Genomic DNA, 12,949 nt, shown 5'->3' with positions numbered 1-12,949 from the left:
CGTGCGGGGGTTTTCTCTCTCCAGCAACCAATGCCACCAGGGATTAAGCCCCCGCAACATTGCGCCTCACCGGAACCTTTCCGGCTTGCCGCTGATTTTACGATTGCTTTTTACCGTCAGCACCCGGCAATCTTCCTCATTGCGTGATGCCTTCCAGCTTAATTTCTTTATTTGCAATAGTTGCAGTTCATATCCGAGCTGACTCCAGACTGGTAGTGAAATGCGCAATTTTGTAGAATTGCGCCTCCTCGCGACCTCCCCAGTGAATCTGTTGCCTCATTTTTTACATACTGCGTATTCGACTTCTCCACCTGTTGCGCAAGAGAAACTGGGTTTATTCATTTTTGCGAGGCCGACTTCTTTCTGGACAGGACTTTATGCAGCACAACACACTACCGATACACGATCAGAAATTGCCGTTTACACGCTACGACTTTGGCTGGGTTTTATTATGCATAGGCATGGCGATTGGTGCCGGAACCGTGCTGATGCCAGTTCAAATTGGCTTGAAGGGAATTTGGGTATTTATTACCGCAGCGATCATTGCTTATCCTGCCACTTGGGTAGTGCAGGACATTTATTTAAAAACCCTCTCTGAAAGCGATTCCTGTAATGACTACACCGATATTATCAGCCATTACCTGGGGAAGAACTGGGGAATTTTCCTCGGGGTAATCTACTTTTTGATGATTATCCACGGAATTTTTATCTACTCTCTCTCCGTGGTTTTCGACAGCGCTTCGTACCTGAAAACCTTCGGTTTAACCGATGCCGATCTTTCACAATCTCTACTTTATAAAGTCGCCATTTTCGCCGTACTGGTGGCAATTGCGTCTGGTGGTGAACGATTACTGTTTAAGATTTCCGGGCCAATGGTGGTGGTCAAAGTAGGGATTATTGTCGTCTTCGGTTTTGCGATGATCCCGCACTGGAATTTCGCCAATATAACCGCCTTCCCGCAAGCCACCGTCTTCTTCCGCGACGTCCTGCTTACTATTCCTTTTTGCTTCTTTTCTGCGGTATTTATTCAGGTGCTAAACCCGATGAATATTGCCTACCGCAAACGGGAAGCAAATAAAGTACTGGCAACCCGGCTCGCGCTGCGTACCCACCGAATTAGTTATATCACGCTCATCGCGGTGATCCTGTTTTTTGCCTTTTCGTTTACCTTCTCAATTAGCCACGAAGAAGCCGTTTCTGCCTTTGAACAAAATATCTCGGCACTGGCACTGGCCGCACAGGTGATCCCTGGGCATATCATTCATATCACCTCTACGGTGCTGAATATCTTTGCCGTACTGACCGCATTCTTTGGCATTTATCTCGGTTTCCACGAGGCCATTAAAGGCATTATTCTCAATCTGTTAAGCCGAATTATTGATACCAAGAAAATTAACTCACGCATGCTGACTCTGGCGATCTGCGCTTTTATCGTCATTACGTTGACGATTTGGGTTTCGTTTCGTGTATCGGTGCTGGTGTTCTTTCAGTTGGGAAGCCCGTTATATGGCATTGTGTCGTGCCTCATTCCATTTTTCCTGATCTATAAAGTCTCACAACTGGAAAAACTTCGCGGGTTTAAAGCCTGGCTGATTCTGCTGTACGGCATTTTGCTGTGCTTGTCACCACTATTGAAGTTTATTGAGTAAACCGGAGCGCATGGCCCCGGTTTTGTGAGTTAACGCTGCGGATTTTCATCCTGATCAACAGCAAAACAAGCTACCAGTTGACCACCGTAGTCTTTTAGCTGCGGCTGTAACTGAGTGCAGGGGCCGAAGCGCCGACGACAGCGGGCGTTAAAGGCGCAGCCCGGCGGTGGATTGAGCGGGCTTGGCAGTTCACCGGTGAGCTTAATGCGCTCGCGGCGGTCGTCCGGGTTCAGGCGCGGCGTCGCGGAGAGCAGCGCCTGTGTGTACGGATGTCGCGGATTATTGAAGATTTGCTCCTTCGTCCCCTTCTCCACGCAGCGGCCCAGGTACATCACCATCACTTCATCAGCAATGTGTTCCACCACCGACAGGTCGTGCGAGATAAAGACATAAGACAGCCCCAGTTCCTGCTGCAAATCCATCATCAGGTTGAGCACCTGCGCACGTACCGAGACGTCCAGCGCGGAAACCGGTTCATCGGCAATCACCACATCCGGGTCGAGCATCAGACCACGGGCGATGGCGATACGCTGACGCTGACCGCCGGAGAACATGTGCGGATAGCGATCGTAATGCTCGGTTTTCAGGCCGACTTTCGCCATCATCGACAACGCTTTTTCCCGACGCTGTTCTTTGCTTAAACCGGTGTTGATCAGCAGCGGCTCTTCGAGAATTTGCCCGACTTTTTTACGCGGATTCAGCGAGCCATAGGGATTCTGGAAGACGATCTGGATTTTCTGCCGACGCAACTTCTGCGCCTGCGGATCGTGCTTGAGCAGATCCTGCCCCTGGTAATACAGTTCGCCGCCGGTAGGTGTTTCGATCATCGTCAGTAGCCGACCGAGGGTCGATTTACCGCAGCCAGATTCACCCACTACTGCCAGCGTCTTGCCACGTTCAAGATTAAACGAAACGCCGTCCAGCGCCTTCACCAGACGTTCCGGCGCAAACATCCCTTTCTTCACTGGGTAATGTTTTTTCAGGTCGATCGCCTGCAACAGCGGTTGTTGCAGGGTGGCCTCTTGCGTACTCATAGTGTGGGCCTCCCGGCATCATCAAGTGGGTAATGGCATTTGGACTGACGCCCGTCAGCGAGCATATTCAGCGCCGGTTCTTCAGCACGGCATCTGTCAGTGGCATAGGGGCAACGCGGGTTAAGCAGGCAGCCATTCGGACGGTCGTATTTGCCAGGAACGACGCCAGACAATGACGCCAGACGTTCTTTGTCCTGGGCAAATTCCGGCAGCGCGCGCAGCAATGCCTGAGTATACGGATGACGCGGTGCATGGAAGATGGCGTGGGCATCGCCCGTTTCCACCACCTGGCCTGCATACATGACGATGATTTTATGCGCCGCTTCCGCCACCAGCGCCAGGTCATGGGTAATCAACACCAGCGCCATGTTCTCTTTCTGCTGCAGCTCCAGCAGCAGTTCGATGATTTGCGCCTGAATGGTCACGTCCAGCGCGGTGGTCGGCTCATCAGCAATCAGCAGTTTTGGCCGACAGGCAATCGCCATGGCGATCATCACACGCTGGCTCATGCCGCCGGAAAGCTGATGCGGGTAAACATCCAGACGCGATGCCGGATCGGGAATACCGACCAGATTCAGCAGGTCAATCGCCCGCTGACGGCGAGTGCTCTTATTACCGCCCTGATGTACCTTAATTGCTTCCATAATCTGGAAACCTACGGTGTAACACGGGTTGAGGCTGGTCATCGGGTCCTGAAAGATCATCGCCACTTCGGCACCCACCAGGTTGCGGCGCTCTTTTTCCGAGATACGCTGCAAATCCTGGCCGTTAAACTCCAGCTTTTCTGCCATCACGCGGCCCGGATAATCAATCAGCCCCATAATCGCCAGTGAACTGACCGACTTACCGGAGCCAGATTCACCCACAATTCCGACCACTTCGCCTTGTTTCACGCTATAGCTGATACGGTCTACGGCGCGGAACGGTGCGCTTTCGTCGCCGAAATGCACCGATAATTTATCTACATTTAATAACGCCATCTCGAACCTCTTACTGCTTCAGTTTGGGATCGAGCGCGTCACGCAGACCGTCACCCATCAGGTTAAATGCCAGCACCGTCAGCAGGATCGCCAGACCGGGGAAGGTTACGACCCACCAGGCGCTTTGCGCGAACTGCAACACATCGGAGAGCATGGTGCCCCACTCCGGTGTTGGCGGCTGCGCTCCCATGCCGAGGAAACCAAGAGCAGCCATATCGAGAATGGCGTTAGAGAAACCGAGCGACGCCTGAACAATCAGCGGCGCAAGGCAGTTCGGGAAGATGTTAATAAACATCTGACGCATCGCCCCAGCACCTGCCACGCGAGACGCGGTGACGTAATCGCGATTCACCTCCACCAGCACGGCGGCGCGGGTTAAGCGCACATAGTGCGGCAAGGCAACGAAGGTTAGCGCCAGCGCGGCGTTACCAATCGACGGGCCGAAAATCGCCACCAGCACCAGCGCCAGCAGTAGACTTGGCAGCGCCAGCATGATATCGACCACGCGCATGATGATGTTATCGACCAGGCCGCCAAAGTAACCAGCGATCAGGCCGAGAATAACGCCCATAATCAGCGATAACACCACTACCAGACAGCCAACCAGCAGCGACAAGCGCGCGCCGTACATCAGCCGCGACAGCACATCACGACCTACGTCATCGGTGCCCAGCAAGTGCGCCATACTGCCGCCTTCTTGCCAGGCTGGCGGGGCGAGCAGTGCATCGCGGAACTGTTCCGCTGGGTTATAGGGCGCAATCCAGTTGGCAAAGATCGCGATAAACAGCACGATGACGACGTAAACCAGCCCGACAACCGCGCCTTTGTTGCGTTTAAAATAGTGCCAGAACTCCTGTAACGGGGTCATCGGCACCGGCGCGCTAATCACTTTATTTTCAGTAACCTGTGACATGATGCCCCCTTACTTCTTATGACGAATACGCGGGTTCACCACGCCGTACAGCAGATCGACCAGCAGGTTGACGAGGATAATCATCGTCGCCACCAGTAATACACCTCCCTGCACTACCGGATAATCGCGGCGTTGCAGCGCGTCAATCAACCAGCGCCCCAGACCTGGCCACGAGAAGATGGTTTCGGTCAGAATCGCCCCCGCCAGCAATGTTCCCACCTGCAGGCCGATAACGGTCACCACCGGCAGCATGGCATTACGCAGCGCATGGACGATAATCACCCTAAGGCGGGTTAGCCCTTTGGCACGCGCGGTGCGGATGTAATCCTCGCCCAGCACTTCCAGCATCGAGGAGCGCGTCATACGTACAATGACCGCCAGCGGGATAGTACCCAACACAATGGCGGGCAGGATCATATGGGCGACGGCATCGATAAAGTTACCGTCTTCACCCCAGATGGCGGTGTCGATCAGCATAAAACCGGTTAACGGATTGGAATCATCGAGGAATACCATGTCGCTCACGCGACCGGAGACAGGCGTCAGGTTCCAGTGCACCGAAACCAGCATGATCAGCATCATGCCCCACCAGAAGATCGGCATCGAGTAGCCGGTCAGCGCCAGGCCAACGGCTGTATGATCGAAAATAGAACCGCGTTTAACCGCAGCCAGCACACCAACCGGAATGCCGACCGCGGTCGCAAAAATCATCGCGCAGACGCCAAGTTCCAGCGTGGCCTGGAAGCGCGGCACGAACTCTTCCCATACCGGAATTCGGCTTTTCATCGAAATGCCTAAATCACCGTGCATTACACCCCAAATGTAATGGAGATACTGCTGCCACATCGGTTTATCCAAGCCGAGTTCTGCCAGCAATTGTGCGTGACGCTCTGGGGAGATCCCACGTTCACCCGCCATGATCATCACCGGATCGCCCGGGATCATGTGGACAAAGGCAAATGTGAGAAGGGTAATACCGATAAACGTGGGGATGACGAGTCCCAAACGTCGGAGAATAAACTGCAACATAACCCGGATTCTCTGTAGTGACCCGCAGCCTGGAACTGCGAGTCTGTATTGCTCACAAATCAATTCCCGCCCTTATAGGACAAGGAATTAAGTATTGCTGCCGGATGGCGCTGCACTTAAAGGCACAGCACCACCGGGTATGCAGATTGTTGACAAAGTACGCTTTGGTCATGCCGGATGCGGCGTGAACGCCTTATCCGACCTACAAAATCGTGCAAACTCAATACATTGCAGAACTCTCGTAGGCCTGATAAGCGGAGCGCATCCGGCAGTTTTGCGTTTGCCATCAACCTTGTATGGCTTTTAATTATTCGATAGAGACGTTTTCGAAGTGATGTTTGCCTAATGGATCAACCACATAGCCTTTAACTTCTTTGCGTACCGGTTCAAACACGGTGGAGTGAGCGATGATCAGTGCCGGAGCCTGATCGTGCATCACGACCTGTGCTTGTTTGTACAGTTCAACACGCTTGTTGTGGTCGTCGGTAGCACGCGCCGGTTGAATCAGATCTTCAAACGGTTTGTAGCACCATTTTGAGTAGTTGGAGCCTTGTTCAGAGGCAGCGCAGCTGAACAGGGTAGCGAAGAAGTTATCCGGATCCCCGTTGTCGCCAGTCCAGCCCATCATTACCGTCTGGTGCTCGCCATCTTTTGCACGCTTGAGGTACTCACCCCATTCGTAGGTAACGATTTTCGCTTGTACGCCGACTTTCGCCCAGTCTGCCTGAATCATCTCTGCCATGCGACGAGCGTTCGGGTTATACGGACGCTGTACCGGCATCGCCCACAGGTCGATGGAGAAGCCTTTTTCCAGACCCGCTTCTTTCAGCAAGGCTTTCGCTTTTTCAGGATCGTAGGTGTAGTCCTGAACATCATCGTTATAGCCCCACATGGTTGGCGGGATCAGGTTTTTCGCTGATACGCCCGCGCCCTGATACACTGCTTTGATAATCGCGTCTTTGTTCACCGCATAGGTCAGTGCCTGGCGAACTTTCACGTCATCCAGTGGTTTTTTCTGCACGTTATACGAGAGATAGCCGACGTTCAGCCCCGGCATTTCCATCAGGTTGATGGATTTATCCTGCTTCATGCGGGCGATGTCTGCCGGGTTCGGGTACGGCATCACCTGGCATTCATTTTTCTGCAATTTAGCGTAACGCACGGAAGCGTCAGGGGTAATAGAGAAGACCAGCGTATCGATCTGTGGTTTGGTGCCCCAGTAGCCATCAAACGCTTTGTAGCGAATACGGGAATCTTTTTGATATTGCTGTAACTGGAACGGACCGGTGCCGATTGGGTTAAGGTCCAGTTTTTCCGGCGTACCGGCTTTCATCATCGCGTCAGCATATTCTTTTGACAGAATAGAGGCGAAGTCCATTGCCAGGTCAGCAAGGAACGGCGCTTCCGGGCGAGTCAGCACGAACTGAACGGTGTTGTCGTCCACCTTTTTCACTTCGCTGATCAGCTCCGGCAAGCCCATACCTTCGAAGTATTCGTAGCTGCCGCCAGAAACTTTATGGTACGGGTTTTGTGCGTTTTTCTGACGATCGAACGAGAACACCACGTCATCGGCATTCAGTTCGCGCGTCGGTTTGAATTCTTTGTTGTTATGCCACTTCACACCTTTACGCAGATGGAAGGTATAGGTTTTACCGTCTTCGCTGACTTCCCACTTTTCAGCGAGGCCCGGAATCACTTCAGTGGTGCCGATTTTAAATTCAACCAGGCGGTTATAAAGCGGTACGGAAGAGGCGTCATAGGTGGTGCCGGAGGTAAACAGCTGCGGGTTAAACCCTTCCGGAGATCCTTCTGAGCAATAAACCAGAGTTTTAGCCTGAACACTTGCTGCGACGGTCATAGCCACCAGGCTGAGACCAAGCTTCAGCATCCCTGACTTTTTCAAGGAAATACGCATTATTCTGCTCCAATTGTGATGTTTGTTGTTTTAACCCTTTGCAGTGGGTTGTCGCTGCCTGACCTTTTTTGTTTTTTACCCGGTCGGGTCAACGTTATGAGGTGGGGATGCCGTACTAATTAACATCAGTGTAACAGTGCGGATCCTCCATAAAATGCCCCTCGTGACCTACAATCTGTCAACAGAATGTGAAAACGTCAATACAGCCAACCGGGATTTACACCAACGGTGAGAATCCGCAAACAAAGATTAAAAAAACTTCAAACAGCTATTTGCAGCAGAGAAATTTGTGCTACGCCAACATAACCAGAACAATCAGCTTAATATTTAGCAACATTTGGTGATTAAGTTTTATGCATTTAATGAAAAAAATCTGAGGAAAAGATGGATATCTGAGCGATTAATACCATGAACGCTAAAACGCACAGCGGAAAATGCCAGCGCCAGCCATAAGTAACGCAAAAAAAGATTTAAGCAAATATAAAAAAAGACAATGGATTCTGTCACAAATCCGTTAATGGATAGTGAGATGTGGGGCGCAAATTTGGCAGGGAAATATGTGGTGTGTCGGTCAGATAAGGCGTTCACGCCGCATCCGACAATAAGTGCGGTGCCGTTGCCTGATGCGGCGCTAACGCGTCTTATCAGGCCTACGTTCAGATTTGGTCGGTGCCAGAGGATTACTCGCCACTGCGTGGCTCGCCCTGCGGGCCGTTGCTGACGCAGCGTTCTCTCGCTTTGCTGGAGTCGAACCTCCCTGCCCCCGGAAGTTCTCATCCTCTTCAGGCCGCAGAAAGCAAAAAACCAGCCCGTAGGCTGGTTTTTCTAAATTGGTCGGTGATAGAGGATTACTCGCCACTTCGTGGCTCGCCCTGCGGGCCGTTGCTGGCGCAACGTTCTCTCGCTTCGCTCGAGTCGAACCTCCCCGCCCCCGGAGGTTCTCATCCTCATGGGCTTCAAATGCAAAAAAGCCTGCTCGCTGAGCAGGCTTTTCGAATTTGGTCGGTGATAGAGGATTCGAACCTCCGACCCCTTCGTCCCGAACGAAGTGCGCTACCAGGCTGCGCCAATCACCGAATGCGGGGCGCATCTTACTGCGCAGATACGCCCTCGTCAATCCCTTAATAGCAAAATGCCTTTTGATCGGCGAGAAAGTCAGCAGGCCTCTTAGTTAGCCACGACCTCTTTCGCCTGCGGGATGTGACACCAGTTGTTGTTTTCGTTAATACCACCGTCCGGTGAAGTATAGCCAAGACAACCCATGATGGTGTCGTACAGCTCTACGTGACGGCGTGGCACTTTCATATCAGCTTCTTTTTTCAACTGCGCAAATGCCTGCGCGTTGGCTGGATTTTCCAGATATTTATCCGACATCCAGACCATCATCGGTACGCGGAACTGCTCCGGCGGTGCCAGTTCACGCGGTGTGCCGTGCAGGTGCTCGCGTTCGTTAATTGACTCACCGTGGTCAGCTGCGTAGAACACAATCGCTTTCTTATCGCGAACCTGATCAATCACGCTGGAAATAAAGTGATCCACATAGGTCACCGAGTTGTCGTAGGAGTTGATCATCTGCGCTTTGGTACAGCCGCTATCAACACCAATACATTCTGGCTTCCACTGCGCAAAGCTGCGCGGGTAACGCTGGGTGTAGTTAAAGTGCGACCCCTTGGTATGCAGAATGATCAGATGCTTACCATCCGGGTTGCGCCCCAGCGATTGCTGCATTTCGTCTACCAGCAACATATCATCTACCGGCTTGCCGCGGTTACGCGGTTCCGCACCAATCTGCTCACGATAAGCAATATTGTCCGCCATCGTGTTGCTGTAGAACCACATTTCGCTTTGCATAGCGTAGAGATCAGAACTGAATCCTAACTGCTTCAATACCGCGAAAATGTTCTGTTCTTTTAATGTGCGCTGCGGATTATCTTCTGCTCCACCCTGACGCACAAACATGCAACGCAGAGAAAGTTTGGTCGCCGTGTCACAAGAATAGCCACGAAACGCCGCCAGATTTTTCTCCTGAGCCAGTTTCGGTGTGGTATTGCGTTCATAGCCGAAAATGCCCATATGATCCCAGCGCGTGGTTTCACCAATAATGAAAACGACATATGTATCATCAACGTTTTGTGGAGCCTGGTACGTAAACTTCTTCGCAGGGTTAAGGAGAGAATTGTTATCGGAAGATTCATCGACCCGCGCCCAGGCATAAAGACCTAATGCCGAAAGCCAGTTTGATGGCAAATAAGAGTTCGCGACAACGCCGCCATAACTCGGCAAATCAACACCTGTCGCCCTCTCCACTTTCTTCTGCTGGATATCCAGCAAACGAATCGGTGCCCAAACCATAATACCCGCCAGTACGACGACCGCCAGACTCCGAATACGTTGCCCTGGGGTTCGCAGTTGTCGGAGCAAGGTGTAGCGACAGCGGTTATTCCAGATAAGGATAAGAGGCAATGCGCTTACGGCGATTAACCAGAGAATAAAGTTCAGACCAACAACTTCTTTTGACAGATCGATATCGGTGGTCATGACGGATGCGATGATGCCATAACCAATGACCACATTAAGGAAAGTCATGTAATAGCTGGCACCTGCAGAAAAGAGCACCACCAGCGATGCCAGAATTCGCCAGCTGCGGCGGCCAAACAGCGAAAGCAGACGCAGTAAAAAGAAGGTCACCAGTACGGTAGCGACCAGTTCAACAACAGCAGAAACGCCTTTCCAGACGGTAAAATCGTGCGCATAGCTGCCGAAGCGGCGGTAAAAAACCGCGCCATTCATAAAAAGGCCAATATAGATTGCAAGCAAAAAGCTCAGCTTCTGCTGTGTAATCGATTTGATGTATCTCATGCAAACAAACCCTGGACAAACAGGTGATAACACCCTGCTTAGTGGCTTTTCAGGCCCGGCAGGGGAAAAGTGCGGAGGTAGTCAGATAAGTAAAATCTACACGCGCGAATAAGTAGACCACAGCAAAGGGAAAAAGTGTGGGGAAAGAGTGTGCATGAAGCACAAATTTACAAAAATGCAAGTTTGAAAAGAGACTTTAGCGTTACAAAAAGCAGTAAAAAGGGCCAGTTCACTGGCCCAAATTTTACGCGTCATTGTTTATACATTGCGTTGAAGCGTTTGATTCACACTAAGGCTAAAGCCCAGTAGCTCGCGGCAGGTCATTAAAGGGAGCCATGCGCCTCACGCAACATTTTCTGCTCTGGCTGGCGAATCGTCGTAGAAAGCGCCAGTGACAGAATCAGCAGGGCGAAAATCACGTAGAAAGTCACATAGAATCCGCCAAACAGTGAAGCGATAATCGAACCACAAATGCTGCCGATACCGAAACCGAGGTAAATCACACCGTAGTTTTTTGCCAGATTATTTAGGCCGAAGAACTCACTGACCAGTGACGGGAACACCGTGATAGTGCCGCCGAAGTTAAATGCCACGCAGGCAATCGCTGCAAAGAACGTCACTGCATTCAATGGTGCAAACAGCAGGGCCGCCATGCCCACCAGCGAAATGACCTGACCAATGGTGATAACACGGATACGGGCGATTTTGTCAGACAGAATGCCCAGCACCAGACGACCAGAAAGGTTGGCGATGGAAATAACCGTCACAGCATTGGCTGCGGAAATTGCATCAAGATGCGCCAGACTTTGAGCGATATCTTTCGCCACGCCAATCACATACAGGCCACTCATGCAGGCGGTCAGGAACATAACTGCTAACATCCAGTACTGCGGTTTACGCATCGACTCTGCCAGCGTGTAATCCTTCTCCACCACGCCATTGCTGGTTTTCACTTCCTGCTTCGGCGCATCTTTCATTAATGTTGCGCCAAAGACAATCATCACCAGTACAATCGCGCCCCAAATAACAAAGGTTTTTTCCAGACCGACCGTTTCCAACAGTTGCGTATCGATAAATTTGAAACCCAGACTACCAAGTCCATAAGAACCAATAGCGAACGCAGAGATGAGTCCCTTACGCTCCGGGAACCACTTCACGCAGTTTGAGAGCGTCAGCAGGTAGCCCGCACCATCCGCCAGACCAACCAACACACCGGCGCTTAACCACAGCATCATCAGGTTGTTGGAATGTGCTGTCAGGAAGAAACCTAATCCCAGCAAAATGCCGGAAGCCATAGTGACGCGTTTAACACCAAAACGTTCTTGCAATTTGCCCGCAACAGAAGACGAAATTGCCAGCCCCAGACTTAACAAGCCGAAAGAGAAAGCAACCTGGCTTACCGGAGCCCCCAGCTTGGCAGAAAGCGCGCCGTTAAACAGACTCCAGGTATAAACCGACCCCAGGGCAAACTGGGTAATGATAGTACCGATGAGTGTCAGCCAGCGAGTACGCTGATAATTTGAAGGTGTCATGGCAGTATTCCTGCAGTAATAAAAAGGAAAAATCTCTGCTGACAACCATAACGAAGTGCACTTTATGCCTGGGGAAAAACGGCATGAAATGCCATCAGAACGGAATGAAATGCATTAGTTCAGGAATGAATGACTCGACAATTATTCACCAAATTTATTATTTAGTAAGTTAGTCCCCACTATCGCCACATTAGTTGTTATTTATGGGTTTCAATTGTATCTATAACGTTAAAATCTGGCGCTAACCCCCATCGTATACAGATAGTCATTATTGTTCGTGGTATTTTCTGCCTGAGATAACGCAGCGTAGGCGGCAATATTTTGATTGAGCAACATATCAGCACCTACCGTGACATCCAGCCAGTTGCCGTTCTGGTTTGTCGCCGTCATCCGGCTTAAGCCTGATTGCGCCTTCCAGATATTCTCGCCAAATTGCTGGTTATAGCTGATTTGCGCCCAGGGTCGGAGATCGCCAAGCCGGGAGTCAACACGCCAGCCTAAGGTACTCACACTGGCATGCCATAACGGATCAGTCAGTGTAGTAGTACTGTCGCCAAACTCGTTATACATCGAGGTGGTTGTACCATCGTAATGTAATGCCGCGACCGGACCGGTTGTAACCTGTTCATATAAAGGAAAATTCCAGCCCATACTCATACTGCTGGTCACATCCACAGGGGTTTCTTCCGCCAGATTGACTTCCAGTCCCAGCGCCCTTTGGCTACTTTGAATACGTTGCGACAGAATATCGTTGTAATCAGGTTGATGATCGCTATCCCAGGTGTAGCGCTCTGTGGAATGTCCGGGTTGCGTATCAACGATATATTCTTGTTGCCAGGCGTAAGCTGTGTTGAGAAAAAAGGCACTGATTACCACGCTCGCCAGCAGGCTTAACTGCCAGCGACCACCGCTTTTTTTTATGATCATTAACACGACTCCAGGGAAGAGCCGAATTCGGCAATATTATTGTCATTGTATGAAGGATATCGGGCATAGTAGCCCTGTATTAAATATTGACTTTTTCACCGATGCGTCAAG

The 12,949-nt window shown here is 51.2% G+C and carries 9 protein-coding genes, 1 tRNA gene and 2 other RNA genes; 1 reads left to right on the top strand and 11 read right to left on the bottom strand.

Features of this window, described 5'->3' with window-relative positions:
* Positions 1-377: 377 nt before the first annotated feature.
* Entirely contained in the window at positions 378-1,649 is a 1,272-nt protein-coding gene (locus BGE37_RS22405; protein ID WP_105288455.1) for an aromatic amino acid transport family protein, read from the top strand.
* Positions 1,650-1,678: 29 nt separating this feature from the next.
* On the opposite strand, the gene dppF is transcribed toward BGE37_RS22405, so the two are convergent.
* From dppF to BGE37_RS22345, 11 genes are all read right to left on the bottom strand, one after another.
* On the bottom strand, positions 1,679-2,683 hold the full coding sequence (dppF, locus tag BGE37_RS22400) for a dipeptide ABC transporter ATP-binding subunit DppF (protein ID WP_105278558.1): 1,005 nt from the start codon (positions 2,681-2,683) through the stop codon (positions 1,679-1,681).
* Complete coding sequence (gene dppD, locus BGE37_RS22395) at positions 2,680-3,663, bottom strand: dipeptide ABC transporter ATP-binding protein (RefSeq protein ID WP_105288454.1); 984 nt, start codon at positions 3,661-3,663, stop codon at positions 2,680-2,682. Before dppD ends, dppF begins: the two co-directional genes overlap by 4 nt.
* A 10-nt stretch (positions 3,664-3,673) precedes the next feature.
* A complete protein-coding gene (dppC, locus tag BGE37_RS22390) occupies positions 3,674-4,576 on the bottom strand; it encodes a dipeptide ABC transporter permease DppC (RefSeq protein WP_000084677.1) in 903 nt (300 codons plus the stop codon).
* A gap of 9 nt (positions 4,577-4,585) precedes the next feature.
* Positions 4,586-5,605 carry a dipeptide ABC transporter permease DppB gene (dppB, locus tag BGE37_RS22385; RefSeq protein ID WP_000938853.1) on the bottom strand — a complete coding sequence of 340 codons (1,020 nt, stop codon included), beginning with the start codon at positions 5,603-5,605 and terminating at the stop codon, positions 4,586-4,588.
* A gap of 307 nt (positions 5,606-5,912) precedes the next feature.
* Positions 5,913-7,520 carry a dipeptide ABC transporter substrate-binding protein DppA gene (gene dppA, locus BGE37_RS22380; RefSeq protein WP_001222892.1) on the bottom strand — a complete coding sequence of 536 codons (1,608 nt, stop codon included), beginning with the start codon at positions 7,518-7,520 and terminating at the stop codon, positions 5,913-5,915.
* A gap of 663 nt (positions 7,521-8,183) precedes the next feature.
* A non-coding RNA gene (locus BGE37_RS22375) (RtT sRNA) lies at positions 8,184-8,318 on the bottom strand.
* Between the two features lie 33 nt (positions 8,319-8,351).
* A non-coding RNA gene (locus tag BGE37_RS22370) (RtT sRNA) lies at positions 8,352-8,485 on the bottom strand.
* 34 nt (positions 8,486-8,519) lie between these two features.
* Positions 8,520-8,596, bottom strand: a tRNA-Pro gene (locus BGE37_RS22365).
* Between the two features lie 91 nt (positions 8,597-8,687).
* The gene (gene eptB / locus BGE37_RS22360) at positions 8,688-10,379 is read right to left on the bottom strand and encodes a kdo(2)-lipid A phosphoethanolamine 7''-transferase (protein WP_001269242.1); all 1,692 of its coding nucleotides are present in this window, start codon (positions 10,377-10,379) and stop codon (positions 8,688-8,690) included.
* 323 nt (positions 10,380-10,702) lie between these two features.
* Positions 10,703-11,911: an L-lactate MFS transporter gene (locus BGE37_RS22355; protein ID WP_000189051.1), complete on the bottom strand. Its 1,209-nt coding sequence runs from the start codon at positions 11,909-11,911 to the stop codon at positions 10,703-10,705.
* Positions 11,912-12,139: 228 nt separating this feature from the next.
* Positions 12,140-12,838: an autotransporter outer membrane beta-barrel domain-containing protein gene (locus BGE37_RS22345; protein WP_000584470.1), complete on the bottom strand. Its 699-nt coding sequence runs from the start codon at positions 12,836-12,838 to the stop codon at positions 12,140-12,142.
* Positions 12,839-12,949 lie beyond the last annotated feature (111 nt).

This window comes from Escherichia sp. MOD1-EC6300 (assembly GCF_002965045.1).
GTDB lineage: Bacteria > Pseudomonadota > Gammaproteobacteria > Enterobacterales > Enterobacteriaceae > Escherichia > Escherichia coli_F.
Note: the sequence above shows the minus strand (reverse complement) of the source record. Positions and strands in the feature narration are given on the sequence as shown.

Coding starts and splice junctions, on each gene's coding strand:
- BGE37_RS22355 (WP_000189051.1), bottom strand. CDS start 11,911: ATGACACCTTCAAATTATCAGCGTACTCGCTGGCTGACACTCATCGGT.
- BGE37_RS22345 (WP_000584470.1), bottom strand. CDS start 12,838: ATGATCATAAAAAAAAGCGGTGGTCGCTGGCAGTTAAGCCTGCTGGCG.
- eptB (WP_001269242.1), bottom strand. CDS start 10,379: ATGAGATACATCAAATCGATTACACAGCAGAAGCTGAGCTTTTTGCTT.
- dppF (WP_105278558.1), bottom strand. CDS start 2,683: ATGAGTACGCAAGAGGCCACCCTGCAACAACCGCTGTTGCAGGCGATC.
- dppA (WP_001222892.1), bottom strand. CDS start 7,520: ATGCGTATTTCCTTGAAAAAGTCAGGGATGCTGAAGCTTGGTCTCAGC.
- dppB (WP_000938853.1), bottom strand. CDS start 5,605: ATGTTGCAGTTTATTCTCCGACGTTTGGGACTCGTCATCCCCACGTTT.
- dppC (WP_000084677.1), bottom strand. CDS start 4,576: ATGTCACAGGTTACTGAAAATAAAGTGATTAGCGCGCCGGTGCCGATG.
- BGE37_RS22405 (WP_105288455.1), top strand. CDS start 378: ATGCAGCACAACACACTACCGATACACGATCAGAAATTGCCGTTTACA.
- dppD (WP_105288454.1), bottom strand. CDS start 3,663: ATGGCGTTATTAAATGTAGATAAATTATCGGTGCATTTCGGCGACGAA.